At 57.8% G+C, this 25393-nt stretch carries 24 protein-coding genes and 3 tRNA genes; 15 read left to right on the forward strand and 12 right to left on the reverse strand.

Annotated elements, in window-relative coordinates; translation table 11 throughout:
• Positions 1-68 precede the first annotated feature (68 nt).
• Complete coding sequence (rlmN, locus tag DW943_RS08065) at positions 69-1121, forward strand: 23S rRNA (adenine(2503)-C(2))-methyltransferase RlmN (protein WP_117862717.1); 1053 nt, start codon at positions 69-71, stop codon at positions 1119-1121.
• A gap of 199 nt (positions 1122-1320) precedes the next feature.
• Here rlmN and DW943_RS08070 read toward each other — a convergent pair whose 3' ends face one another.
• From DW943_RS08070 to rpmH, 9 genes are all read right to left on the reverse strand, one after another.
• The gene (locus DW943_RS08070) at positions 1321-1575 is read right to left on the reverse strand and encodes a hypothetical protein (protein ID WP_117862718.1); all 255 of its coding nucleotides are present in this window, start codon (positions 1573-1575) and stop codon (positions 1321-1323) included.
• Positions 1565-2470, reverse strand: coding sequence for a ParB/RepB/Spo0J family partition protein (locus DW943_RS08075; RefSeq protein WP_199572844.1), 906 nt, complete (start codon positions 2468-2470; stop codon positions 1565-1567). Before DW943_RS08075 ends, DW943_RS08070 begins: the two co-directional genes overlap by 11 nt.
• On the reverse strand, positions 2463-3263 hold the full coding sequence (locus DW943_RS08080; RefSeq protein ID WP_022093800.1) for a ParA family protein: 801 nt from the start codon (positions 3261-3263) through the stop codon (positions 2463-2465). The genes DW943_RS08075 and DW943_RS08080 overlap by 8 nt, the downstream gene beginning before the upstream one ends.
• 134 nt (positions 3264-3397) lie before the next feature.
• Positions 3398-4135, reverse strand: coding sequence for a 16S rRNA (guanine(527)-N(7))-methyltransferase RsmG (gene rsmG / locus DW943_RS08085; RefSeq protein WP_233540033.1), 738 nt, complete (start codon positions 4133-4135; stop codon positions 3398-3400).
• Positions 4136-4231: 96 nt separating this feature from the next.
• Positions 4232-4801 (reverse strand): R3H domain-containing nucleic acid-binding protein, encoded by a 570-nt coding sequence (locus DW943_RS08090; protein WP_117862719.1) that lies wholly within the window; start codon positions 4799-4801, stop codon positions 4232-4234.
• Positions 4802-4845: 44 nt separating this feature from the next.
• The gene (locus DW943_RS08095) at positions 4846-5616 is read right to left on the reverse strand and encodes a YidC/Oxa1 family membrane protein insertase (protein ID WP_055251326.1); all 771 of its coding nucleotides are present in this window, start codon (positions 5614-5616) and stop codon (positions 4846-4848) included.
• 29 nt (positions 5617-5645) lie between these two features.
• Positions 5646-5870 (reverse strand): membrane protein insertion efficiency factor YidD, encoded by a 225-nt coding sequence (gene yidD, locus DW943_RS08100; RefSeq protein ID WP_022093804.1) that lies wholly within the window; start codon positions 5868-5870, stop codon positions 5646-5648.
• Entirely contained in the window at positions 5867-6205 is a 339-nt protein-coding gene (gene rnpA / locus DW943_RS08105) for a ribonuclease P protein component (protein ID WP_082435526.1), read from the reverse strand. Before rnpA ends, yidD begins: the two co-directional genes overlap by 4 nt.
• A 20-nt stretch (positions 6206-6225) precedes the next feature.
• Complete coding sequence (gene rpmH / locus DW943_RS08110) at positions 6226-6360, reverse strand: 50S ribosomal protein L34 (protein WP_019127408.1); 135 nt, start codon at positions 6358-6360, stop codon at positions 6226-6228.
• A 345-nt stretch (positions 6361-6705) separates the two neighbouring features.
• Here rpmH and DW943_RS08115 point away from each other — a divergent pair, with 345 nt between their 5' ends.
• The 14 genes from DW943_RS08115 (at position 6706) to typA (ending at position 21947) form a co-directional block, all read left to right on the forward strand.
• The gene (locus DW943_RS08115) at positions 6706-8034 is read left to right on the forward strand and encodes an ATP-binding protein (RefSeq protein WP_117862720.1); all 1329 of its coding nucleotides are present in this window, start codon (positions 6706-6708) and stop codon (positions 8032-8034) included.
• A 15-nt stretch (positions 8035-8049) separates the two neighbouring features.
• Positions 8050-9774 carry a DnaA ATPase domain-containing protein gene (locus DW943_RS08120; RefSeq protein ID WP_117862721.1) on the forward strand — a complete coding sequence of 575 codons (1725 nt, stop codon included), beginning with the start codon at positions 8050-8052 and terminating at the stop codon, positions 9772-9774.
• A 238-nt stretch (positions 9775-10012) separates the two neighbouring features.
• Positions 10013-11116: a DNA polymerase III subunit beta gene (dnaN, locus tag DW943_RS08125; protein WP_022094338.1), complete on the forward strand. Its 1104-nt coding sequence runs from the start codon at positions 10013-10015 to the stop codon at positions 11114-11116.
• A gap of 9 nt (positions 11117-11125) precedes the next feature.
• On the forward strand, positions 11126-12232 hold the full coding sequence (locus DW943_RS08130; protein WP_117862722.1) for a DNA replication/repair protein RecF: 1107 nt from the start codon (positions 11126-11128) through the stop codon (positions 12230-12232).
• Entirely contained in the window at positions 12219-12782 is a 564-nt protein-coding gene (locus DW943_RS08135; protein WP_117862723.1) for a DciA family protein, read from the forward strand. The genes DW943_RS08130 and DW943_RS08135 overlap by 14 nt, the downstream gene beginning before the upstream one ends.
• A gap of 105 nt (positions 12783-12887) precedes the next feature.
• A complete protein-coding gene (gyrB, locus tag DW943_RS08140) occupies positions 12888-14918 on the forward strand; it encodes a DNA topoisomerase (ATP-hydrolyzing) subunit B (protein ID WP_117769723.1) in 2031 nt (676 codons plus the stop codon).
• A 208-nt stretch (positions 14919-15126) separates the two neighbouring features.
• Positions 15127-17838, forward strand: coding sequence for a DNA gyrase subunit A (gyrA, locus tag DW943_RS08145; protein ID WP_199572852.1), 2712 nt, complete (start codon positions 15127-15129; stop codon positions 17836-17838).
• Between the two features lie 298 nt (positions 17839-18136).
• A tRNA-Ile gene (locus tag DW943_RS08150) sits at positions 18137-18213 on the forward strand.
• Positions 18214-18280: 67 nt separating this feature from the next.
• Positions 18281-18356, forward strand: a tRNA-Ala gene (locus tag DW943_RS08155).
• 4 nt (positions 18357-18360) lie between these two features.
• Positions 18361-18437: transfer RNA gene (locus DW943_RS08160), tRNA-Ile, on the forward strand.
• A 183-nt stretch (positions 18438-18620) separates the two neighbouring features.
• A complete protein-coding gene (locus DW943_RS08165; protein ID WP_117862724.1) occupies positions 18621-19121 on the forward strand; it encodes a bifunctional nuclease family protein in 501 nt (166 codons plus the stop codon).
• A 33-nt stretch (positions 19122-19154) separates the two neighbouring features.
• Positions 19155-19511, forward strand: a complete 357-nt coding sequence (locus DW943_RS08170) for a hypothetical protein (protein ID WP_117735835.1) — start codon at positions 19155-19157, stop codon at positions 19509-19511.
• A 30-nt stretch (positions 19512-19541) separates the two neighbouring features.
• The gene (locus tag DW943_RS08175) at positions 19542-19991 is read left to right on the forward strand and encodes a hypothetical protein (RefSeq protein ID WP_089572580.1); all 450 of its coding nucleotides are present in this window, start codon (positions 19542-19544) and stop codon (positions 19989-19991) included.
• Positions 19992-20108: 117 nt separating this feature from the next.
• Positions 20109-21947: a translational GTPase TypA gene (gene typA / locus DW943_RS08180; protein WP_117640652.1), complete on the forward strand. Its 1839-nt coding sequence runs from the start codon at positions 20109-20111 to the stop codon at positions 21945-21947.
• A 129-nt stretch (positions 21948-22076) separates the two neighbouring features.
• Here the strand turns inward: typA and DW943_RS08185 are convergent, their stop codons facing one another.
• From DW943_RS08185 to DW943_RS08195, 3 genes are all read right to left on the reverse strand, one after another.
• A complete protein-coding gene (locus DW943_RS08185; RefSeq protein ID WP_117862725.1) occupies positions 22077-23222 on the reverse strand; it encodes a polymer-forming cytoskeletal protein in 1146 nt (381 codons plus the stop codon).
• Positions 23223-23328: 106 nt separating this feature from the next.
• On the reverse strand, positions 23329-24018 hold the full coding sequence (locus tag DW943_RS08190; RefSeq protein WP_233502688.1) for a trimeric intracellular cation channel family protein: 690 nt from the start codon (positions 24016-24018) through the stop codon (positions 23329-23331).
• 203 nt (positions 24019-24221) lie between these two features.
• Entirely contained in the window at positions 24222-25229 is a 1008-nt protein-coding gene (locus DW943_RS08195; protein ID WP_117862726.1) for a hypothetical protein, read from the reverse strand.
• Positions 25230-25393: the final 164 nt, after the last annotated feature.

Consider the following 25393-nt stretch of genomic DNA (forward strand, 5'->3'; position numbering starts at 1 on the left):
ATAATTTCTGCAGCTGATACCATATTGTAGCGATACCCTCTACGTTTCCCCAAAATCGAAAGGCTTCCATGAATCCCAGGACTAAATCTCAGGACATTCGCGACTTGAGCCAAAACGATATTCGCGAGCTCGTGGCCGAACTTGGCCAGCCCACCTTCCGCGCGAAGCAGCTCATCGAATGGGTCTTTGAGAAGAACGTTTGTTCGTTTGACGATATGACCAACCTCCCCAAGGCTTTCCGTGAGCAGCTTAAAGAGGCTTTTGCCTTTGATACGCCGACTGAACTCACCAAGCAGGTTTCCAAAGATGGCTCGCGCAAGTATCTGCTCGAGTACCACGATGGCATTTCCGTCGAGACTGTCGGCATGCCCCGTCGTAACAAGCTTTCCGTCTGCGTTTCCACCCAGGCAGGCTGCGGCATGGGCTGTGCCTTTTGCGCTACCGGTCTCAACGGCCTCAAGCGCTCTCTGACCGCTCAAGAGATCGTCGACCAGGTGCTTCATGTATCCAACGACTTTGGCGAGCGTGCCACAAGCGTTGTCTTCATGGGCCAGGGCGAGCCGTTTGCCAACTACGACGAGGTTCTCAAGGCGCTGCGTATCCTCAACGACCCCGATGGCATCGGTATCGGCGCTCGTCACCTCACCGTCTCTACCAGCGGCGTTATTCCCGGTATTCGCAAATTTGCCGATATCCCCGAGCAGTTCACCCTTGCCGTTTCCCTGCATTCCGCCATCCAGTCGACGCGCAATAAGCTCATGCCCGGTGTTAAGAAGTACACGCTGCTTCGCCTTCACGAGGCGCTTCAGCTCTACACCGAGAAAACTGGTCGCCGCCCGACCTATGAGTATGCCATGATCGAAGGCGTCAACGATACGAATCCCGAGATGCAGGCACTCTGCGACTTCTGCGAGGGAACGCTGTGCCACGTTAACCTGATTCAACTTAACGACATCGAGGGCAGCCCGCTCAAGCCGTCGCCGATCCATAAGGTTGAGGATCTTCAGCGTCGTCTTGAGTCCCGTGGCATCGAGACCACGATTCGTAACTCCCGTGGTAACGATATTGACGCCGCTTGCGGACAGCTGAAACAGCGCTTTAAAGTTCAGAAGAACGCATAGGGGAGTCGCACTCCAAAACGTTTCATGTGAAACATCGAACGGCCCCGGTTGCATATCCTGCAACCGGGGCCGTTTCATTTATTGACCTCAATTTTGGAGCAGCTGCCACCTTTCCCATTTTTTACGGACAAAATAGGGGGCCCTTGTCTCATGAATCAGACAAGGGCCCCTTAAAATATGCAGGGTAATTGTTAGGTACCTAATAGCCTACATTTTCCCATTGGTTGCTAACCCAACCTTGATTAATCTTAGGATTTTTCGTTACCTGAGCAGTGCGCATGGCAACATCTTCTGTCATAACATCCATTTTCTTCTTGGACGTATCAACGACATCTTGCGCGCCACGAAGCAAACGACCTCGAAGTTCATCGTCTGTCGCGATCTTATAGCCAGCAAAGGCACCAGCTGCGACAGTCGTCGCCAATGCAATCGCAGTAAAAATCTTATTCCTCATCTTGGCCTCCTTGGTCAAACTGAATCATTTCACCAAGAATACGAGAGAGCTCTTCCTCGTCTTTAAACTCAATTTCAATCTTATTCTTTCCACGCGAGCTCTTCACACGCACGTTGGTATTAAATACCTGGCGAAGCACACGGGCAGCCTTTTTAAAAGACTGAGGCGTTGCAGGCCTCGGCGTCTTAGGCGTCTCTCCGGCAGAAAACAACGGAGCAAGATTTTCTGTCGCTCTTACGGAAAGGCCCTCTGCAACAACCTTTTCTGCAAGTCTAACTCGAGCATCCTCATAGGGAACTGCAAGAATCGCACGTGCATGACCAGCAGTAAGTGTACCCTCAAAAATCATCTGCTGAACTACTTCGGGGAGATCAAGAAGGCGCAACGAATTTGTAATTGCAGAGCGTGATTTGCTTACTGCCTTCGACAATGCCTCCTGGGTCATGCCGCTGGCATCGATAAGCTGTCGATAGCCCTTAGCCTCTTCGACGGGATTCAGATCAGAACGCTGAAGGTTTTCGATAAGAGCAAGAGCCAGCATCTCTTCATCATTAACATCTTTAATGATGACAGGCAGTTCCTCAAGACCAGCAAGCTTTGACGCCTGGTAACGACGCTCACCAGCGATGATCTCATAGCCGTTTCCATGCTTGCGAACCAAGAGCGGCTGCAAAACACCATGTTCTTGGATTGACTCGCTCAACTCGCGAAGTTCAGTTTCATTAAAGTGAATTCGCGGTTGATTAGGGTTGGGAACGATATCCTCAATAGGTAGTTTTGTTTCAGATGCGGCATTTGAAGCAGATGCAGCAGAACTACCGGTCTCATACTCAGCCTCTGAGACCAAAGCATTGAGTCCGCGTCCCAATCCACCACGTTTCTTTGCACTAGGCACGCTTGATCACCTCTTTTGCAAGGTTCATATACGCTTTTGCACCCTTGTTTTGAGGTGCATAGGTAATTACCGGTTCTCCAAAAGACGGAGCTTCAGAGATTTTAACCGTACGGGGAATCAGCGTCTTAAACGCCTTATCACCAAAGTACGATTGAACTTCCTCAACAACCTGATTCGATAAAGAAGTACGTGAGTCATACATGGTCATAAGCACGCCATAGGTGTCTAAGCCCTTGTTCAGACGCGATTTGACCATCTTCATTGACTCAAGCAGCTTCGTAACGCCCTCGAGTGCGTAGTACTCACACTGGATTGGAATCAAAACGCTGTCTGCTGCGGTCAAGGCATTGATAGTAAGCAGGCCGAGCGAAGGAGGACAGTCAATGAAAATAAAATCGAACTCGTCCTGAATCGGCTCAAGCAAATCTTTGAGGCGTGTTTCACGAGCAATTGCGCTTACGAGCTCAATTTCGGCACCTGCTAGCTGAATCGTAGCTGGAATTACGAATACCTTTTTGCAATTTGTATCAAGAACAAGCGATTCTGCCGGCACATCATTCAACAATGCATCATAGATGCAGTGATCAAGGTCTTCTTTTTCAATTCCAAATCCACTGGTGCTGTTTCCCTGCGGATCAAAATCGACAATCAGTGTCTTACGACCCTGCTCACCCAGTGCTGCTGCAAGGTTCACAGCCGTCGTTGACTTACCGACGCCGCCTTTTTGATTGATGATTGCAATGATACGCGTGTCTTTTGCGCTCTTAGAACGCTTAACGTCGCGAAATCCCACGGTCCCTCCTGGTGTGTATTAAAGCTGTCAAACGGAGGATGTTTCACGTGAAACATTCCGATTCGATATCAACCGCCATGTTTCACGTGAAACACTGCAAGTTGTTAGTATCCATTATGTTTCACGTGAAACATCTAGGCAAGCGGATTCTTCTTTGCCATGCCATTTGCACGAGGCAATGAAACGGATGCCGGATGACTCTTTTTAAGAACAATGAACTCCCTGTGGCCCAAGCCCTCAGGCAAATCGATTGCGTCATTCAGAAGCAAAGTGAAGCCGCAAATCTTAGCTGCTGACATGCCGGAAGCAAGCTCCTCATCCGAAGGATTACCCTTGGTGATAACAAATAGCCCTCCGTCTTTGAGGAACGGAGCAGCATACTCAACAAGAATCGGTAGAGGGGCAAGTGCGCGGGCGGTTACGACAGAAAACTGCTTCTTATGGCTTCGAGCATATTCTTCAAGGCGATCATGAACCGCATGAGCATGTTTCAATCCAAGAACATCAACAAAAGAATTGACAGCATCAACCTTCTTACCAACAGAGTCAATATAAGTAGCTTTACGATGCGTGGTTATGGTTAACGGAATACCAGGGAAGCCCGCACCTGTTCCCATATCGAGCAAAGCTCCCTCAGGAGCCTTATTGATATAGGGGAGCAAAACAAGTGAGTCGAGGATATGAAGTACCACAGCATCTTCTATGTTAAGAATACGGGTGAGATTGGTTGTCTTATTTGTTTCCAGAACCAAATCCAAATGTTGAATACATTTCCTCAGCTCAGTATCAGTTAAGCTCAAGGAATACTCTTTGCAATAGGAAGTTAGACGACTCAACATCTCGTCAGCCTGCTGATCAGTAAGTACTAACAACGAAAGCTCCTTTCTGACAAAAATCAGTGTATCGAGAACTTTTGACAAAAAAAGGGGACGTGGAAACCACGTCCCCTTAGCATAAGCTCGAGTAGATTATCGAGCAACAATCACCACATGGCGATCGGGGTCAGAACCCTCAGAATGAGTATCGACGGCGTCATTGCCACGAAGTGCAATGTGAACCAGTCGGCGCTCGTAGGCATTCATGGGCGGAAGCGAAACACTCTTATGAGTGCGGATGGCACGCTCGGCAGCAGACTGAGCCATGGAGGCAACCTTGTCCTGACGGCGGCTCTTGTATCCCTCGACGTCCACTACAACCGGATACCTAAAGCCGAGCTTGCGGCTCACCAGCAATGAGAACATAACCTGAAGGGCATCAAGGGTGCGACCATGACGGCCAATGAGAACAGCAAGGTCGGGAGCCGCTACATCCAGAATCAGCTCACCCTCGTCGCCCTCATACTCATCGATAGGAGAGTTGGCGGCATCGAAGTGCGAAAGGATGGAACGCAGGATGGAAATCGCGACATCGGCAATGGTGTCGAGCTCCTCGTCGGTCAGCTCTTCACCAGCCTTATAGCGCTGTGCAATCTCGGGATAATCGCCCGCGACCTGCGGGGCAACCTCCTCAAGCATATCCTCGATGATCTCTTCAGACATAACGTACTCCAAAAGTTAGGTACCTAAATAAGATTGATATCCCGCTACTTCTTCTTGTGCGGGCGCGGCTTCTTCTCGCGACGAGTGACCTCAACCTGCAGCGGCGCGTTCTTAAGGCGCTCCTCCTCATCGGCCTTCGCCTTGTCGATGACCTTCTGCGTCACAAAAATCTGCTGGATAACCTGCCAAGCAGACGAGACGTCGTAGTACAGCAGAACACCAACGGGAAGGCTCCAGCCCATCCAAAGCATCATGACCGTCATGACAACGGCCATCATACGCATGCTCTGAGCCTGCTGGCCGGTCTGGTTGCGCGACATATAGAGCTGCGGAATCAGGGTCAGGACAGCGAACAGGATCAGGCAGACCAGCGCAGGCAGCGCGACCATAAAGCCATCGGCAAAGGAGGCACTCGGCGTGGTGGTCAGGTCGGGCAGAATATTAAAGAACGAGAACGTGCCGTCGTTAAAGTAGTCCGGTAGGTTACGCAGCAGCGTAAATAGGGCGAACAGGACAGGCATCTGAATCAACAGCGGCAGACAACCAGCCATCGGGTTGAACTTGTTCTCGCTGTAGAACTTCTGCATTTCCTCGGCCTGACGCTGGGGATCGTCGGCATAGCGCTCCTGGATCTCGAGCATCTTGGGCTGCAACACCTGCATGCGAGCCGTCGACTTGGTCGACTTGAGCATAAGCGGCGTCAGCAGCAGACGGATGATGACCACCAGGATGATGATGGACAGGCCCCAGTCGACCGCAAAGGTCTGGATGAGCTTGAGCAGCTCGAAAAGGATGTTAACGATCCAATCCCACATGTAAGTTTTCCTCCGATAGCGAGTGCCCGCTAGGGCACAGGGTCATAACCGCCGACGTGCAGGGGATTGCAGCGAGCGATGCGCCTCACGGCAAGCCAGCAGCCTCTCAAAACACCGTACTTCTCAATCGCCTGGACGGCGTATTGCGAGCACGTTGGGTAATAAATGCAGGCGTCAGGCAATAAGGGCGAAATAACCTGTTGATATATGCGAATAGGAGCGATGGCAACACGTCGCAAAACGTGATTGCTCATCGCTCCTCCCCGGCAACGCCGGCGCGTTTCATAAGCGAACGCAATGCATTGTCCATCTCCTGTGGCGAGGAAACCCTCGTCTTGGGAGTTGCGAACAAGATGATGTCATAACCCGCAACGGGAAATCCACAGCTGCGGGCGGCCTCGCGCATCACACGCTTAGAACGGTTGCGCACGACAGCACAACCGAGCCGTTTAGCACCAACGAAGGCGACCCTTCCGGAGTCGCCTTCGCCAACCGATTCACATATGGTCATTCGAATCAGAGGGTGATTGAAACGACGCCCCTGACTGAACACATGCTCGAAATCTTGCCGAGACTTAATAGTCTTCATGCGAGATGTGTGTATCGCTGCTAGACAGTGAGACGCTTGCGGCCCTTGGCGCGACGACGGGCGAGCACGGCACGACCACCCTTAGTGGCCATACGGGCACGGAAGCCATGGGTCTTGGCACGCTTACGCTTATTAGGCTGATACGTACGCTTCATCTTAAGTTCCTCCTGCTGCATTTCGAGTGTCCGCGGGGGCGCGGACGCAGATATAGACACGTGAGCTTGAAGATTGTAGGGAAATCAATGTTCAAATGTCAAGAAATCAAAGGTAAAAGGTTGCGCAGTTCACACGGTTCCCCCATAAGCCGAGCTCGATTTAGCGGTGCATGGCAACTTTTCACGATATTTCATCGAGTTTTCAACAGGTCATGTTGGCAATGTTGAGAACTTTTTGTCCGTTTTCCAAAGTTTTCAACAGGTTTTGAAAAGTTGTCGAAAGATGAGAAACATTGCACGGTGAGCTACTATTTGTTCGAAACCTTTTGAAAGATTGCGAGCGGCATGTCTGACGACTTTTACACCATGGTCGATTCCGGAGACCCGGCACCCGACAACGAGCACATCACCGGCGTGCGCGAAGAGCGTGAGGAAGGCGAGCAGACGACCACGCAGGCGCCAAAAGCCATGTACGCCGCGCGCATCGCCGTCTATGACGACATGCTGTCGACACCGCGTGTGATCGTCATTGATCCGCAAGATGTCCGCACGTATTTGGAAGAGACGACCAACACCGTCTACCAGTGCATGAAAGAACAGGGAGGACGCATCTCGCTGATGGTTATCCGCGAGATTGTCGAAAACTTTATCCACGCTCATTTTGCAGAGCCCATCATCTCGATTCTCGACGGTGGCGATACCATCCGCTTTGCCGATCAGGGTCCTGGCATCGACGACAAAGAGCGTGCCTTCGATTTTGGCGTAACCAGCGCAAACAGCAAGATGAAACGGTATATCCGCGGTACCGGCGCCGGGTTTCCCATGGTACAGGAGTACTTGGAAAACGCCGGCGGCGCCGTCTCCATCGAGGACAACATGGGCAACGGCACCGTCGTGACGGTAAGTCTAAACCCCAAGCGCGTGCAGGAAATCGAGCGTGCCGGCGGGCGCGGGGCAGCCGTGCGACCCGAAGCAGAGCAGCAGGCATATCCCCTAACCAACACGTTTGCACAGCAGCCTGCGGCGCAGCAGATGCAGCAGCCTGGAAGTTTCCCCATGCAAGACTCCCAGGCACCGCTGGGCAACGCAATGCAAAACATGCCGGAGAGCATAGGCTCGGCAGATCTGGACACAGGCACCGTGCAGCAGGCAGCGGCCATGCCAAACGCCCCGCAAATGGGCTATCAACCGTACCCGCAAGGGTATCCTCCCCAATATATGCCGCAGCAGGGATACGCCCAGCCGTATCCCCAACAGTATCCTCAGGGGTACCAGCAGCCGTACCAACAAATGCCCCAGGCGCAGTACAACCCATGGGCCCAGCAGATGCCTCCGCAGCCTTACCAACAGTGGCCGCAAAGTTTTCAACAACAGCCGCTGCCTATGCAGAGTTCTCAACAACCAGCAGCTCAAATGATGTATCCTAATGCGGCGAATCAATATGCACAGCCACAGCAAAACGTATTTGTGAGCGAGCGCGGCGAAGCGGCGCTGGGCTATCTGGCTCAAAACCAAGAGTGTGGCGCAACCGACCTGGCACGAGCGTTTGGAAACTCAGCGCCCACGTGGTCGCGAACGCTCAACGACTTGGCACAGGCCGGCTTGGTAATCAAACATGGCCAGAAATATCATCTGACCGAAATAGGCAGCGCTCGCGTGCGAGCCCAAAGCTAAGGAACGGGAGAAACAGTGGACGAGGAAGCAAGCATCATCCTGGGGGATGCCATCGCCTTTTGCCAGCGCGACGGCCAAGATGCACGCCTCATCAACATGCTGGGGCAATCGCGCGCCATAAGCCTGACCGAAGACACGCTCACGATCGAGGCGCCCTCGCGCTTTGCCATCGCGCAGCTCAAAAAGCATCAGCCGACTATTGAGGCTTATCTGGAAGAAATCGCCTTTGCACCGATTGCGCTCGACATCGTGGCACCGCAAGGCGCCGCGACGGAATCCGCTGCCGCGACGGCGCCCGCCACGGCTCCCGCTGCTTCCCCGGCGGCGCCGGCCTCCGCGGGCGACGTGCCGACAATCGAGCACCAGCACGGCGATGTTTCCCGTGAAACCATGACACCATTGCCGACCGCGGCGGCGACGTCAACGAACGCGCCCGTCACGCACATGCCCATCGCTCACGACGCAGCGGCGGGCGCGGATTCGGGCATTGCAATCAAGAACACGCTCTCGGCCGATGATTTTCGTCGCATGATGAACCAGATGAAGGGCGGAGCGCCGACTAAATCCACGCAGGCTGCGACCCCCGCTTCACCCATGCCAGCACCGACCGCGCCGGCCGAGCAGAATACGGATGGAGCCCCACTCGCCGCGAACTCAAAATTTACCTTTGAGAACTTTGTCTACGGCCCCGAGAACAGCCATGCCTATCGCTCGGCACTCAAGTTTGCCGCCCTCGCGGACGAACGCGGCACGTGCACATCACTGTTCATCTACGGCAAATCGGGCCTGGGCAAGACGCACCTGCTGCTTGCGATCAAAAACGAGCTCGCCGAGAAGTCGCCCGAGATCAAGGTCAAGTATGCCAACTCCCAGGCATATCTGGACGACCTGATGACCGAGTTCGACCGCCAAAAGAAGAGCAACGCCCCCATCATGCAGGCGTACCACGGCGTGGACGTGCTCATCATCGATGACATCCAAAACATCATCGGCAAACGCGCGAGCGTGGACTACTTCTTCCAGCTCATGGACGAGTTCATCCGCAACAACAAGAAGGTCGTCATCGCGGCAGACCGCGCCCCCAAGGACCTGAGCATGGACGAGCGTCTGACCAGCCGCTTCAACGCCGGCATGCTCTGCCTGGTCGCAGAGCCCAGCTACGAGATGAAATACAAGATCTTGCAGCGCTATTACGAGAACACCATCGTCGCCGCTCCCGAGGCAGGCGACGACTCGCTGCTGGCGGCCTATGGGGGCGACGGCGGGCACCTGACCGACGAGCACTTTAAACACATGGCAGAGGTGTCGGGCACCAACATCCGCGAACTCGAGAGCTTTTGCGAGCGCTGCGCCGGCGAGGCGGGCGACCGCGAGCGCGAGGGCGGGGAGCTCACCTTTGACGATATCGACGCCATCGCCAGCCAGTACTTCGACACATCGGCCAAAAAGATCAACGTCCAGACGGTTCAGTCCGTCATCGAAGAGCAGTACGGCGTGACGCACGAGGAGCTCATCGGCCCGCGTCGCAACGCCAATATCGCCAAAGCACGCCACATTGCCATCTATCTGGCCATCGAGATGTGCGAGATGACGACCACGGCGGTGGGCGCCGAATTTGGCAATCGCAACCACTCGACCGTCAGCACGAGTTACAAAAAGGTCCAGAAGATGATCCAGGAAGACCGCACCGTCACCGAAGACCTCAAGTCGCTGCGCGATAAAATTACACTGCGCTCGTAGGGAAATAGAGACACCTGTTGAAAACTTGTCGAAACCACGGGCATAAGGTGTCTAAAACCCAACCCGCGGTGATGAAAAGTTTTGCGCAGGTTTTGAACGTGGAAAACCACCCCTGTTGCACACAGGTTGCTGTCGATTCTCTTTCTAAGTCTGACCTGCGTCTTTGGGAGTAATCAACAGTTTCGTCAGTGCTATTACTATTATTAAGATATTTATATCTATAGAAAGGTATTAAAAGATGAAGTTCACCGTCAGCCAGAGCTCGCTTACACAAGCCATCGGCGTCGTTATGAAGGGTGTCGCTTCGGCATCCACCCTTCCCATCCTGTCGGGCGTGCTCGTTAAGGCCCAAGACGGCATCTTGGAATTCCAAACCTCTAACTACACCATCTCGATCCGTCATCGCATCGCGGCGCATGTCGAAGAAGAGGGCGAGATGGTTATCCCCTGTAAGATGCTCTCCAATATCACCAAGACCCTCCCCGATGCCCCGGTCACCTTTGAGCTGTCCGAGCGCCAGGTACTGATTGGTTGCGAGAAGAGCTCGTTCCGCCTGAACACGCTCGATGCCAATGACTTCCCCGAGTTTCCGGCCTATGCCATCGAGAGCGCCGTGGAGCTGCCGACCGATATCTTGTCCGAAATGGTCGGCCGCGTGTGGCGCGTCACCTCGACCGACAAGGCCCGCCCCATCCTGGGCGGCGTGCACATGAAGGTCGAGAACAACACCGTACGCCTGGTGGCGACCGATTCCTTCCGCTTGGCCGTGTGCGATACGCAGGTCGAGACCTCGACCCTCGAGGGCTCCTTTGAGCTCAACGTTCCAGCCGACGCCTTTAACGACGCGCTGAACATCATGGCCAGCCAGGCGACCATTATGATCGGGGCTACCGACACCCAGGTCGTCTTCGAGGCCGGCAACACTACCTACGTGTCGCGCCGCATCGAGGGCGTGTACCCCAACTACAAGCAGCTCATCCCCGATTCGTGCGTGACGAGCGTCAAGATCGACGTCGCCGCCTTTAACGCCGCCCTCAAGCGCGTGGCCGTTATCGCGAGCGCCAACCCCGCCGTCAAGTTCGAGATCGATGTCGAGAACGGGCAGATGGGCCTGTCCTCCATTTCCAATGACCAGGACCTTGCGCAGGAGACGATCGATGTCGAGGCCGAGGGCGAGTCGGGTACCATCGCCTTCAACTACCACTACATCTTCGGCTGCCTCAATGCCCTGTCCAAGGAGAAGGAGATCACGCTGGAGCTCAAGAGCTACTCGCAGGCGGGCATCTTCAAGTCCTACGACAAGATCAACTACCTGTACCTAGTCATGCCGGTCCGCATCTAGCGCTGCGCCATGACCATATTCGCCCGCGATCTTTCCGTTGCGCACTACCGCAGCTTCGATAGCTATCGCCTTGCCCTGGACGAGGGCGTGACGATACTTGCGGGACCCAACGCGGCGGGAAAGACCAATCTCATAGAGGCGCTGCAGCTGCTGACGAGCGGCGCCTCGTTTAGGCATCCGACCGCAGCTGAGCTCGTCCATGACGGCGTGGGCTCGTGCAAGGTCGAGCTGAGACTCGAGGGCGACGGCCGCGTGCTTGATATGGGACTGAGCGCGGAGGACGGTAAGCGCTCGTTTAGCCGCAACGGCAAGAGATGCTCTGCCGCCGGTGTGCGCGGGGTTCTGCCGAGCGTGCTGTTTTGCCCCGACCATCTGGACATGGTTAAGCGGGGCGCCAGTGTGCGCCGCGCCGCCCTCGATGACTTTGGCATGCAACTGAGCGCACGCTATGCCGATCTTGCGAACACCTATGGGCGCTGCGTGACCCAGCGTAACGCCCTGCTCAAGGAGACCTGGTGCTGCCGCGAGATGCTCGGCGCGTGGAACGAATCGATTGCCCGCGCGGGCTCGGCCCTGCTCGTGCACCGGTTGGCCCTGCTCGACCGGCTGGCGGGCCATGTGCACACTGCCTACGGGCAAGTAGCGTCAGGTGAGGCCGCCAACGTGACCTATGCGTCCACGCTGGGGGCTTTGCCCCAGGTCGAGGATCGCGAAGAGCTGAAGGGTTGGGCGTACGAGCGCATGCTGGCCGCCCTTGACGAGCATGCCGACGAGGAAATTCGCCGCGGCGTGACGTTGGTGGGACCGCATCGCGACGAGATTGAATTTACCGTGGCGGGTCGCTCCGCCCGTTCATTTGCCAGCCAAGGACAGCAGCGAACGTTGGTGCTGTCCTGGAAGGTGGCCGAGGTTGCCGTGGCTCGCGATGTCCTGGGCACCGCCCCACTGCTGCTTCTGGACGACGTGATGAGCGAGCTCGACGGCGAGCGTCGCGGCGCTTTCCTGCGGCTGATCGGCGATGATATCCAGACGGTCATAACTACGACCAACCTGGGGTACTTTACCGATGACCTGCTTGATCGAGCCAAGGTGGTGAGCATGGGTGAGACGTGCTAATTACGAGCGAGAGAGCGAGACAGTCGCCTTCAGCGGATTTTTGAACGCAGAGCGCCAGCGCATCCTGGCGGCTGCAACGCCTAAGCGCCGTGCGCAGATGGAGGCCGCCGAGGAGTCGCGTACGGTCTATCGCGCATGGAACGCGGTGTGCTCGGGCACGCGCGAGGGACGGCATGTGACGGGACTGCGCTACCTGCCCGAGTCCAATGAGCTGCTGGTGTATCTCGACTCGCCCTCGTGGACGCAGGAAATGACGCTGTTGCGCGAGATCATCCGCGCGCGCATGGAGCGCGCCGGCGCGCATGTGGACGGCCTGGCGTTCAAAACCACCGCGCCCGGTCACACGCCGCCCGCCGCCAAGAAACGCCTGCGCCCGGTGCCGACCGAGCGCCCGCCGGCCCCGCACGCCGACCTAAGTGAGGCCGAGCGCACCGAGATCGAGCGCCAGGTGGCGCCCATCGAAGACCAAAAACTGCGCGAGGCCCTCGAGAATGCCATGAGAGCCAGCGCCGAGTGGGCCAAGGGCGTGCAAAGCAAAAAAGAGCCTTAAATCGCATCTGGTGGCCTTGTAGAGCCAAATACCCTCGTTCCCGAGGGTATTTTTTTACGATAAACTAGTAAGGCTGTACACATTTTCTTGACTGAAGGAGGACGTGTGGCAAACGAAAACGATTACGATGGCGGCGAGATTAAGATTCTCGAAGGTCTCGAGGCCGTTCGTAAGCGCCCGGGCATGTATATCGGCTCGACGAGCGCCAGCGGTCTGCATCACCTGGTGTGGGAGATCGTTGACAACTCCGTCGACGAGGCCATGGCCGGTTTCTGCACCGAGATCCAGGTGACGGTCCACGCCGACAACTCCATCACGGTCGTCGACAACGGGCGCGGCATCCCCGTCGACGAGCACCCTGTTAAAAAGATCCCGACGCTCGAGGTCGTCATGACGATCTTGCACGCCGGCGGTAAGTTCGATAACTCGGCCTATAAGGTCTCGGGCGGCCTGCACGGCGTGGGCATCTCCGTCGTCAACGCGCTGTCCAAGCGCGTGGTCGTTCAGGTTCGTCGCGATGGCAACACCTACGAGATGGAGTTCTCGCGCGGCAAGACCGTCAAGAAGATGGAGGTCGTGGGCACCTCGGATTCGACGGGCACCACCGTCACCTTCTGGCCCGACGACGAGATCTTCGAGACCTGCATCTACGATTTCGATACGCTGCACAACCGTCTGCAGGAGACGGCGTTCCTCAATAAGAACCTCAAAATCGTGCTGACCGACGAGCGCGAGGCGACTCCCCACGTGGAGGAGTTTTGCTACGAGGGCGGCATCATCGACTTCGTCAAGTTCCTCAACGAGGGTAAGGACGTCCCCGAGGCCTTTAAGGAGCCCATCTACATCGAGGGCAAATCGGACCCGGATGCGCCCGTGGCCAAGATGGGCGAGGTCGAGGTTTCCCTGCAGTGGAACAGCGGCTACGGCGAGAACGTCATGTCGTTTGCCAACGACATCTACACTCCCGAGGGCGGCATGCACCTTGAGGGCTTTCGCACCGCGCTCACCCGCGTGATCAACGACTACGCGCGCAAGCAGAACCTGCTCAAGGAAAAAGACGCCAATCTGACCGGCGACGATGTGCGCGAGGGCCTTTCGGCCGTTATCTCGGTCAAGCTGCCCGATCCGCAGTTTGAGGGCCAGACCAAGGCCAAGCTCGGCAGCTCCTATATGCGCGCGCTCACGCTCAAGATCGTGACCGACGGCCTTGCCGATTACTTGGAGGAGCATCCCAAGCCTGCCCGCGAGATCGTCAAGAAGGCGCAACAGGCCTGCAAGGCGCGCAATGCCGCCCGCAAGGCGCGCGAGGCGACCCGCCGCAAGAGCCTGCTCGAGACGGCGTCCCTGCCCGGTAAGCTCGCTGACTGCTCGGTGCGCGATGCCGAGCTGACCGAGCTCTTCATCGTAGAGGGCGACTCGGCAGGCGGTTCGGCCAAGGACGGCCGTCGCCGAGACATTCAGGCGATTCTGCCCCTGCGCGGCAAGATTCTGAACGTCGAACGCGTTGGTGACCATCGCGCGTTCTCGAGTGACACCATCCAGTCGCTGATTACCGCGATCGGCTGCGGCGTCACGACGAGTGCCGGCGACGGCGGCGACTTCGATATCACCAAGGCGCGCTACCACAAGATCATCATCATGACCGATGCAGACGTCGACGGTGCGCACATCCGCATCCTGCTGCTGACGTTCTTCTACAAGTACATGCGTCCGCTGATCGATGCCGGCTACGTCTATGTTGCCTGTCCGCCCATCTTTGGCATTAAGGTGCGCAACAAGATCCACTACGTGTATCCCAACGGCCGCCAGCCCGAAGACGAGATCCTGCGCGACACCATCCAGAGTCTGGGCCTGAACCCCGACGATAACGACGAAGACGGCAAGGCCAAGGATGGCAAGATCACCAAGAAGCGCAAGGGCTATACCGTCCAGCGCTACAAGGGTCTGGGCGAGATGGACCCCAAGCAGCTCGCCTCGACGACGATGGATCCCAAGACCCGCATCCTGCAGCGCGTGTCGATCGAGGATGCCGTGGTGGCAGACCGCGCCGTGCGCGAGCTGATGGGTTCCGAGGTCGGCTATCGCCGCGAGTACATTGAAAAACACGCGCACGATGCGCGCTTCTTAGACGCCTAGGTTTCCCAGGCACCCCATCTTGCCCTTCAGGATTTCGGGCGCCGCACGCAAGGCGCGCGCCCTCATCCTTCAGGGCAACCTGGGGCACCTGGAAAACCTAGGAGGGTTATCCGGTGTTCCCGGTAATTCGTCTCCGTGGCAGGGAACTAATGGACCACGCAAACCATGAGGAGGTAACGTGGCAGACGATATCAGCAATAACGAGGGTATGGGCGAGGCCGGCGATGCCGGCATGCCCGACGATTTGAAGCGCCTGCTCGCCCGTGCTGAGCAGGGCGAGGACGGCGATCCGGACGCCTATAACCCCGATGCCGATGATGATGAGGAAGAGGACGACGACGGTGAGCTCGAGGAGAGCTTTGGCGAAGTCGACCGTGGCGCCTCGGCCGGCGAGGATATCAACGGCGGCCAGCTCCAGATTTCGGAGTTTGGCCGCGAGATGAAGCAGTCATTTATCGAGTATTCGATGTCGGTCATTACGGCGCGCGCCCTGCCGGACGTGCGCGACGGCTTAAAGCCGGTGCACCGCCGCATCCTGTACGCGATGAACGAGAGCGGCATCTACCCCAACCGTCCACACAAGAAGTCGGCCTGGACGGTCGGCGAAGTTATCGGTAAGTATCACCCGCATGGTGACTCCGCGGTCTACGAGGCAATGGTTCGCCTGGCGCAGTGGTTCTCCATGCGCACGCCGCTCATCGACGGCCACGGCAACTTCGGCAACATCGACGGCGACGGCGCGGCGGCCATGCGTTACACCGAGAGCCGCCTGGCAAAGCCCGCCATGGAGCTGCTGCGTGACCTGCAGAAGGATACCGTCGACTGGCAGCCCAACTACGACGAATCGCTCGCCGAGCCCGTGGCGCTGCCCGCGCGCTTCCCCAACCTGCTGGTCAACGGCAGCCAGGGCATCGCCGTCGGCATGGCCACCAATATCGCCCCGCATAACCTCACCGAGGCGATCGAGGCAACCTGCTACCTGATCGATAATCCCGACGCCACTGTCGACGAGCTCATGCAGATCATGCCCGGTCCGGACTTCCCCACCGGCGCCATCATCATGGGCAGTGCCGGTATTAAGCAGAGCTACGAGACCGGCCGCGGCTCCATTACCGTGCGCGCCAAGGCTCACGTGGAGTCCACCAAGACCGGCCGCAGCCGCCTGGTCTTTACCGAGATTCCCTACATGGTCAACAAAGGCACCCTGCAGGAGAAGATCGCCCAGCTCGTCAACGACAAGCGCATCGAGGGCATCTCGGATATGCGCGATGAGTCCAACCAGAAGGGTATCCGTCTGGTCATCGAACTCAAGAAGGGCGTCATTCCGCAGGTCGTGCTCAACAACCTGTATAAGTACACCTCGCTGCAGACGACCTTTGGCGCCAACAACCTGGCGCTTGTCAACGGCGTTCCCAAATGCCTGAGCCTGCGCGAGATGCTGCAGCACTACATCGACCACCAGGTCGACGTCGTCACTCGCCGCACCCGCTTCGACCTTAAGAAGGCCCAGGCCCGCGCGCATATCCTTGAGGGCTACTTGATGGCTCTCGACCATATCGACGAGGTCATTAGCATCATTCGCTCCTCGCAGACCGATTCTGAGGCCAGCAGCCGCCTGATCGAGCGCTTTGGCTTTACGCCCGAGCAGACCACGGCCATCCTCGAGATGAAGCTGCGCCGCCTGACCGGCCTGGAGCGCGACAAGATTCAGGAAGAGCTGGACGGCCTGCGCCGCGCCATCGCCTACTACGAGGACCTGTTGGCGCACGAGGAGAAGATTCTGGGCGTCATCAAGGAAGAGATGCGCGAGATCTCCAGGAAGTTTGGCGATAAGCGCCGCACCGAGATTAGCCATGTCGAGAAGGACCTGGATGTTGAGGACCTCATCGCCGACGAGGACATGGTCGTGACCATCACCCACACCGGCTATGTCAAGCGCATCCCGGTTGCCGCCTACCGCGCCCAGAAGCGCGGCGGCAAGGGCGTGTCGGGCGTCAACCTCAAAGAGGACGATGTCATCGACGAGATGTTCATCGCGTCCACGCACGAGTACGTGCTGTTCTTCTCGAACAAGGGCAAGGTCTATCGCCTGAAGGTGCACGAGCTGCCGGTGGGTACGCGCCAGGCACGCGGTACCGCGATCGTCAACCTGCTGCCCTTCGAGGAGGGCGAGAAGATCGCGAGCGTCATCAGCTGCCGCGAGTTCCCTGCCGACGAGTATCTGATGTTTGCCACCAAGAGCGGCATGGTCAAGAAGACCGTGATGAGCGCGTATGACCGCAGCCGTCGCGACGGCCTGATCGCTATCAACCTGCGTGACGACGACGCGCTGCTGAACGTGCGCCGCGTGCGCGAGGGCGACAAGATTATCCTGGCCACCACCGCGGGCAAGGCGATCATGTTCTCCGAGGAACAGGTGCGCGCCACCGGCCGCGATACCAGCGGCGTTCGCGGTATCGGTATGAAGGACGGCGTGAGCGTTCTGGGCATGGAAGTCACTAACGGCAACGGCGATCTGTTCGTCATCACCGAGCGCGGCTACGGCAAGCGCACGCCGGTCGCGGACTACCCGGAGCAGAATCGCGGCGGCCAGGGCGTCTACACCATCCAAATGACCGAGCGTAAGGGCAACCTCGCGGCCATGAAGACGGTGGGCCCGCAGCACGAGCTGTTCATCGTGACGGAGGGCGCGACGGTCATTCGCGTCAAGACCGACGAGATCAGCCAGACCGGCCGCGCTACCCAGGGCGTCAAGATGATGACCGTCGACGACAACGACCGCGTATGCGCGGTAGCCCGCATGACAGCCGCCAAGGAGAAGCCCGAAGCCGAAGCCACAGAAGACGGCTCTGCCCCCGAAGAAACCCCTGTCGATCTAGGCGACGGCAACGACATGCCAGAAGATCTCCTCGACGAGTAAGAGGCCCTAGCTGATAGAAAATATCAGACCCCATATATCGGCGGTCGGCGCACCTGCGCGCCGACCGCTTTTTTGAAAACCTTGGGACCCCATGGTCGCCGGGCTGACGAGATGGTTTTGGTTTGTCGCGAGTTCCGCACGCAAAGAAGGCCACTTAATGTGGCCTTCGTCTTGCGCAGGACTGTCCGAGCAGCAAACCAAAACCATCTCGTCAGCCCGGCGACCACCCCTCTCAAAGATTTTCAAAAAAGTTGTTGACGCGCGCGTAACGACTCGTCTAATATATCCCTTGCGCGATGGACCTGTAGCTCAGTTGGTTAGAGCGTCCGGCTGATAACCGGGAGGTCACAAGTTCGAATCTTGTCAGGTCCACCACTTTCTTTCGCAATAAACACCCCAGCGAGAGCCGAGTCGCCGCTGGGGTGTTTATTACTGTCTCCGTGGGGGTTTAGCTCAGCTGGGAGAGCGCGGGCTTTGCAAGCCTGAGGTCAGGGGTTCGATCCCCCTAACCTCCACCATGATGGACCTGTAGCTCAGTTGGTTAGAGCGTCCGGCTGATAACCGGGAGGTCACAAGTTCGAATCTTGTCAGGTCCACCATCAAAACTGTGAAGAGCCCCGGGGCGTTGCCTCGGGGCTTTTTTCTTACCTACTGAAAGTAGTCAAAAAGCCCCGTCCCAAATTAACTACTTTGATTTTGTGTGCTGTGCGAAAGTTTGGGTAGTATAGCTATTCAATGCGGCGGGCTGCCGCGTGTTAACCGCTACGTACCGGAGGTGTTCCATGGTTCGTGTCGACATAGAGACCATCGTCATGGCCGCCGGTCCCGTGCCATCGCTTATCGTGCTTCGTGAGCGCAGCAGCAAATCGGACTCGCCCGCGCCGCTGCGTTCCCTTTCCATTCAGACTGGTTCGTTTGAAGCTGCTGCCATCAGCCGCGGCATCGATAGCGGCCGCGCCGAGCGCCCGATTACCCATGACCTGCTGCTCGATACCGTTGACGCCCTGGGCGCCAAACTCGAGCGCATCGAGATCGTTCGCGCCGAGTCGCCGGTGTTCTACGCGACGATCGTCGTACTGGCCGATGGCGAGGAACGCAAGATCGACGCCCGCCCCAGTGATGCCATTGCCCTTGCCGTGCGCAGCAATGCCCCCATGTTTGTGGAGGACGACATCATGAATCGCCTGGGCACTGTTTCCACCCACGCCGAGGATGTCGACGACGAGCAGGAGTTCGAGAAGTTCGACGAGTTCGTCCATACGCTCTCCCCCGATGACTTCTAAATGCGGGGCGGCAGAGTTGCGGAGTGTTCGCTGATGGCCGGCGGTATGTCGGCTGAGGCGGCGGCCATTGCGCGCGAGGCCCAGATGCGCTCGGAGGCTTCTGAGGCGGCACGCATTGCCTATGTGACGCAGGCCCGCACGCTTCGCGAGCGCCGCGGCTCGTTTATCAAGATGGTTGTCGTCTCCGCCCTTGTCGCGGCAATCTGCTCGCGCCTTCGTGGTACAGTTGGTGCGCTTGGGTTTTCGATTTCAACAGGCTTGGTAATCTGGGGTGTGGTCGATGCAGTAATGCTGACCAACCAGATCAAGGTGCTCGACAAGCGCGCGATGGATATGATGCGCGCCCGCGACGCTGCCGCCAAGATCGCTGCCGAGGCACAAGAACTGTAACGACGCCAGACTCGATGGGAAGGTCTAAAGATGGCACAGGATATGCAGGACGCCGGTAACGTCTCCGCCGAGCTCGACGCCATGGTGTGTGACCTGATTGGTGCGTTCTTGGACGACCTTGCCGCCGGCGAGAATCCGGGTGTAGTTGTGGCGATCGAGGACGCTGCTTCCAACCGTTATCTGGCGGCGCTCGATGAGGATGGCGAGGAGGCGTGCCTCGAGGCGGCCACCAACTTTATCTCCGAGCACAAGATGGGTCTTAAGGACGAGGGCCTGGGCCGCATCGCCCGCTATGCCATCGGCTACACCGGTTGTGTCGAAATTGACGGCGGCTATCACGACGCCCTGCTCGTGAGCTTCTTCGAAACCACGCTCGAGAGCGGTTTTTCGGCATACGTGCTGTATGAGGGCATGGGTGCCGGCGATGGTTTTATGTGGAGCGACCCTGAACCTGCAGGTGAGGAAACCCCTCTCATCTAAAATCGCTAAAATAAACGAGTTTTCGGTAAAAGGCTCAATATTCCCGCTGAGCGTTGTGTCGCTGGGCGGGCCGCATACGCGTGCCGTTTGTATATGGATAGAAGATAGGGGAACTACATGCGCGTAGACAATCTGAGGAACATCGCCATCATCGCCCACGTCGACCACGGCAAGACGACGATGGTCGACAAGCTCCTGCGTGCCACGGACGCCTTCCGTGCCAACCAGCAGGTCGAGGACCGTGTCCTGGATTCCAACGACCAGGAGCGCGAGCGCGGCATTACGATTCTCGCCAAGAACATCTCTATCGAGTACAAGGATGTCAAGATCAACGTCATCGACACCCCGGGGCACGCCGACTTTGGCGGCGAGGTCGAGCGCGTGCTGCGTATGGCCGACGGCGCCCTGCTGCTGGTCGACGCTTTTGAGGGCCCCATGCCCCAGACCCGCTTCGTGCTGCGTCACGCTATCGACACCGGCCTTAAGATCATGATCGTTATCAACAAGATCGATCGTCCGGGCGCCAACCCCGAGAAGGCCTACAACGACTGCCTGGACCTTATGGCCGACCTGGGCGCTACCGACGATCAGCTCGAGTTTGCCATGGAGCACGTCATCTACGCCAGCGGCGTCAACGGCTTTGCCCGCCATGATCCCGAGGACGGCAACATGGACATGTACCCGCTGCTCGATATGATCATCGACGACATGCCCGCGCCCGAGGTTGACGAGACCGCGCCCCTGGCCATGCAGTGTGTGACCATCGACCACTCCAACTTCGTTGGCCGCATCGGTATCGGTCGCGTGTACTCCGGTACCATTCACCAGGGTGACCAGATTCTGGTCGTCAAGAACGACGGCTCCAGCGCTACCGCTACCGTCAAGCAGCTCTTTACCTTCGACTACCTGGGCCGCACCGAGTGCCAGGAAGTCGGTGCCGGCGATATCGCTGCTGTCGTGGGTATTGACCGCACCGATATCGGCGATGTTTACACCGACCCCGAGAATCCCGTCGAGCTCGAGCCCATCGAGATCGACCCGCCGACCCTGTCCATCGTCTTTGAGGCTTCGACCTCCCCGCTCGTCGGCCGTGATGGCGACATTGTGGGCGCCCGTCAGCTCAAGGAGCGCCTGTTCAACGAGGCCGAGAACAACGTGACCATGAAGATCGAGGAGCTCGAGGACAAGAGCGGCGTCGAGGTCTCTGGCCGCGGCATTCTGCACCTGTCCGTCCTGATGGAGTCCATGCGCCGCGAGGGCTTTGAGTTCCAGGTCGGCCGTCCCCGCGTTCTGTTTAAGAAGGACGAGAACGGTAACAAGCTGGAGCCCGTCGAGCAGGCTGTTGTCGAGTGCCCGGACGAGTACTCGGGCAAGGTCGTCGAGGTCTTCGGTACCTCCGGTGGCATCATGACGAGCATGGACACCTCGGGCATCGTGACCCATCTTGAGTTCAAGATCCCGACGCGCGGCATCATGGGTCTTAAGAACCGCATCATGAACGTCACCCACGGCGAGGGCGTGTTCTACCACACCTTCCTGGAGTATGGCCCCTACGCTGGCGAGATCGGCAACCGCCAGAACGGCGCCATGATCTCCATGACCACCGAGAAGGCCGTTGCCTACGCTCTGGGCACGCTGCAGGAGCGCGGTCAGCTGTTTGTTGAGCCGGGTACCGAGTGCTACGAAGGCATGATCGTGGGCGAGCGCAGCAAGGCTGGCGACATGGTCGTCAACATCGCCCGCACCAAGAACCTGGGCAACCAGCGTTCCTCGACCTCCGATATCTCCGTCCAGCTGGTGCCGCCCCGCACCTTCTCGCTGGAGGAGGCGCTGGAGTACATCGCCGACGACGAGCTGGTCGAGATCACTCCCAAGAACATCCGCCTGCGCAAGCGTCTGCTCAACGCCACCGACCGCAAGAAGGCTGCCGTTCGCGCCGGCCAGGTCAACAAATAAGCGCTGGGGCTTATAACTGCCAATAAGAAAGGGCGTCGACCGCAATGGTCGGCGCCCTTTTTGGTGCACGGGGATTGAGAAGGCCTTCACAACCACAAAGGTGCCTGTCCCCTTTGCGGTGATTGGTGGTTAGGCGGTGGGGAGTCCTGGCGTGTTAGCCGGCTGCTGCGGCTTGAGGTGGGCGTTGCGCCAGATGATCTGGATGACGTAGCCGAGCGTGAAGACGAAGGCCACGCCGCTGATGAAGTCGCCGATGAGGGGGAGTCCTGTGAGGACGCCTGCGGCCACACCGCCGACGGCTGCCATGGCATAGCGGTTCTGGTTGTGTCCGACCATGCGGGCGATCGCGCAGCCAGCAAAAGCGGTGGAGACCAGCGCGATGCCGATCACGGCGCACATGAGGGTTCCGGCAAGCGACAGGCCGGCGATAGAGATAATCAGCAGTAGGACGGTGGGGACGATAGCAATCGTGCCCAAAAGACCGCTCACCCACAGGGGCGTGGGACGTTGGTGGAGCATTCCGGCGGCGCTGGCGGTCGCACGCGGAAAGACGAGCTCGAGCAACAGGGCGATAAGGCAGGTCGAGAGCGCTGCGGCGACGATGCCGCCGATGGTGTCGTTAACCGTAGAGGTGTTCTCGTTTTCGGTTCGGTCGATCTTGAGGGCTCCGACCCGGGCACCCTCTGCCCGCTCGGGATCCTGTGAGACGTGGGCGCTCACCGTGCCGGTGATGCAGGCGTTTTTGCCCAGGATGAGCTTGTCGGCCCAGACCTCAACATCGCCATCGACGGTGCCATCGATGGTCACGGTGTCGCCCGCGAGCACTGCCGACTTGGTAGAACCGCGCAGGGCAACCGTCTCGCCTATCGCATAGAAACAGCTGGCGGTGCTGTCGGCGTTGAGTACAACGTGCTGCCCGGCCACTGTAACACTGCCATCGATCGTGGTTTTGGCGATGTCGATGGTGCGTGCCGCAAGACGAACGGCGCCACCCACGGTGCAGTCGCGAATCGAGAGGGTCTCGCCCGCCGCGATGATATCGCGGCCGATGGAGGTGTCGTCCAGGTTGAGGCTCTGACCGGCCCAGTACAGGTCGCCTTCGACCCCGGACGGGGTGGAGCCTTCGTCGGTCGTGAGTACGTTGCCGGCGGTGTCTGTGCCGGCGAACGAAGCCGTGGGAAGTACGGTCAGCGCAAGCACAATCAGTGCGAATAGGAGGGTGATGCGGCCACGCGCTTTACGGCGCCGCGACGACGGTGCTAGGTTGCAAGGCATAGTGAATCCTTCGTTAGATACTCGACATGTATCTAACAGGGTACCCAACGCGCGGGTGCTCTAAAAGAACCTCTCGGTTGCATTTCGGAGGGCTGTGCCGTGCTGTCTACTTTTTGCGATGCAAAAAACGTGCGATGTCGTCCTCGGTGGGACTTTTGATGTCAAAGCGCAGCGAGAGCCAGCGCAGACCCATGGTCACGACAACGCATACGACTAGCGCGGCGACATTGCTGACCAAGCCACTCATAACGAGGCTTACATAGCTTGCCGATCCGGCGATGGCCGCGATGGCATAAAAGTTGGTGCGTTGGAAAATGCCCGGAACCACGCCCATAAAGCCGTCGCGCAACATGCCGCCACCCACCGCGGTGAAAAAGCCCATCATGATGCATACGGCCGGCGCAAAGCCGTAGACCAGTGCCTTGTCCGCTCCGGTGGCGGCGTAGATGCCGACCGAGATGATGTCGAGCAGGGGAATGAGTTTCTCGGGTTTATCGACGATTGCCGGGAAGATGTAGATGATGGCCGCCGTGGCAATGGAAAGTGGTAGTGCCATCGGCTGGTTGAGGATGTAGACGTTGCCCACTTGCAGTGTCATGTCGCGTAATAGACCGCCGCCCAGGCCACAGACCACGGCGAGTGCGACCGCGCCCACCAGGTCGAGCTTATGCTCGCGCGCGACCAGCACGCCCGAGATCGATGCCGCGACAACAGCGAACATCTCGAGCCAAAAGGGGATAGCGACCATGGCATCCGAGGCATGTGAGGTAACGGTCATAGCGGCGACGACGGGCAAGATGGAATCCTTCTGATTGCGAGTTTAGACAATGCCCGTACATAGTACATGGTTGGCGGCGATTGCGACCCCATTGCTCGGCAAACGGTAGGGACTGGGCGCGGCCATAGGTCCCAAACATGTACATCAGCCTCCAAAGATGTCGAAAAATGTCGTTTTTGAAGGATGGTGTACATGTTTTGGCGCGCGCCGAGCGGGTGACGTTACTCGGAGGGCGTCTCTATGTCCTTCGTGCCCTTCCAGTTGCGGATAAGTGCCTTTCGCAGTTCGTTTTGCTTTCGCTGATGCTCGGCATCCGTGCAGCGGGGCATACCGAGTGCTTCGCGGATATTGTTCATGGCACGGTGAAAAGCGAGTTGACTGGCAAATTGCGCTGAGGTGAGTGTGACAATGCGATAACCCATTTGGGCGAGCACAGCTTCGCGTTCCGCATCTGCTCCCTTACGGCCAGTCTCGTCGTGAAAGCCACCCTTATATTCGATGCCGAGCTCTCTGCGCTTATAGGTAATGAGGGCATCGATTTTGAGTGTTCGGGCTTTGGTGCAATGCCAAAGACGTTGAGGGATCTCGAGCGGTCGGTTGAGCTCGATGCCTCGAATGCCAACGCCGCCTTCGCTTGTTGGAAGTGAAAGTGCGATTGCCGATGCAGCCTCCATAGGCGAGACCGAGTGGTCGTAGACATGTCTGAGCGCGAGTCGCGCGCGTGTGGCACCGGGTTTGCCAGGGTGTTGATCGAGCAGTTCGACAATTTCGTCCTTGGAGGTGGTTGCTGGTTGCTCGGTATAAGGGTCAGAGGGATTAAGGCCCATGCGATAGTCGCCGCAAACTTCGTAGCCATACTCGAGGTATTCGATTCTATCCATCCACTCGGCGGCGAGCACGAAGGTGAAGGCTTCGTCGGTGATAAAGATGCCGGGCGTAAGCTCGTCAATATGGCCATAGGGTAGGCTTTGGCCGAGAACATGGCAAGTGACGCCGTTGGTGCGAATTCGCTCGAAAGCAAACACTACGGAGATATCGATAGTCTTGAACATATCGGGCGGAATGCCGCAGTCGGTGAGGGCCTGTCGTATGCGCGCGATGCGTTGCTGGGTGGAGAGACCTCTTGCGCCTATCTGGTAGTCGTGTTGCGCGACCGCTTGAACCCGGCCTTGCGGCGCGTGATGGACGAGCCATGCAGTTTTATGCGAAATGAGAACAGGGGTATCCATTGGGGACCTCTCGCTCTGAGTCGATACCCAACTCTTATGTCCGTTGAGGTGGGGAAATATACCGAATGCGAGTAAGCCGACTCATGCACGGCGTGTGTCATATACAAACGTGTACACCACCCTCCAAAAACGACATTTTTTGACATCTTTGGAGGGTGATGTAC

The sequence above is a fragment of the Collinsella sp. AM44-11 genome (assembly GCF_003467145.1).
In the GTDB taxonomy this organism is placed as follows: Bacteria; Actinomycetota; Coriobacteriia; order Coriobacteriales; family Coriobacteriaceae; genus Collinsella.

What these genes read in the sequence shown, in the direction of transcription:
- DW943_RS08070 (WP_117862718.1), bottom strand. Translation starts at nt 1,575, where the DNA reads ATGAGGAATAAGATTTTTACTGCGATTGCATTGGCGACGACTGTCGCA.
- DW943_RS08095 (WP_055251326.1), bottom strand. Translation starts at nt 5,616, where the DNA reads ATGTGGGATTGGATCGTTAACATCCTTTTCGAGCTGCTCAAGCTCATC.
- rnpA (WP_082435526.1), bottom strand. Translation starts at nt 6,205, where the DNA reads ATGAAGACTATTAAGTCTCGGCAAGATTTCGAGCATGTGTTCAGTCAG.
- rpmH (WP_019127408.1), bottom strand. Translation starts at nt 6,360, where the DNA reads ATGAAGCGTACGTATCAGCCTAATAAGCGTAAGCGTGCCAAGACCCAT.
- rlmN (WP_117862717.1), top strand. Translation starts at nt 69, where the DNA reads ATGAATCCCAGGACTAAATCTCAGGACATTCGCGACTTGAGCCAAAAC.
- DW943_RS08170 (WP_117735835.1), top strand. Translation starts at nt 19,155, where the DNA reads ATGGCCGGCGGTATGTCGGCTGAGGCGGCGGCCATTGCGCGCGAGGCC.
- DW943_RS08195 (WP_117862726.1), bottom strand. Translation starts at nt 25,229, where the DNA reads ATGGATACCCCTGTTCTCATTTCGCATAAAACTGCATGGCTCGTCCAT.
- DW943_RS08165 (WP_117862724.1), top strand. Translation starts at nt 18,621, where the DNA reads ATGGTTCGTGTCGACATAGAGACCATCGTCATGGCCGCCGGTCCCGTG.
- DW943_RS08185 (WP_117862725.1), bottom strand. Translation starts at nt 23,222, where the DNA reads ATGCCTTGCAACCTAGCACCGTCGTCGCGGCGCCGTAAAGCGCGTGGC.
- DW943_RS08130 (WP_117862722.1), top strand. Translation starts at nt 11,126, where the DNA reads ATGACCATATTCGCCCGCGATCTTTCCGTTGCGCACTACCGCAGCTTC.
- gyrA (WP_199572852.1), top strand. Translation starts at nt 15,127, where the DNA reads ATGGGCGAGGCCGGCGATGCCGGCATGCCCGACGATTTGAAGCGCCTG.
- DW943_RS08175 (WP_089572580.1), top strand. Translation starts at nt 19,542, where the DNA reads ATGGCACAGGATATGCAGGACGCCGGTAACGTCTCCGCCGAGCTCGAC.
- dnaN (WP_022094338.1), top strand. Translation starts at nt 10,013, where the DNA reads ATGAAGTTCACCGTCAGCCAGAGCTCGCTTACACAAGCCATCGGCGTC.
- typA (WP_117640652.1), top strand. Translation starts at nt 20,109, where the DNA reads ATGCGCGTAGACAATCTGAGGAACATCGCCATCATCGCCCACGTCGAC.
- DW943_RS08090 (WP_117862719.1), bottom strand. Translation starts at nt 4,801, where the DNA reads ATGTCTGAAGAGATCATCGAGGATATGCTTGAGGAGGTTGCCCCGCAG.
- DW943_RS08115 (WP_117862720.1), top strand. Translation starts at nt 6,706, where the DNA reads ATGTCTGACGACTTTTACACCATGGTCGATTCCGGAGACCCGGCACCC.
- yidD (WP_022093804.1), bottom strand. Translation starts at nt 5,870, where the DNA reads ATGAGCAATCACGTTTTGCGACGTGTTGCCATCGCTCCTATTCGCATA.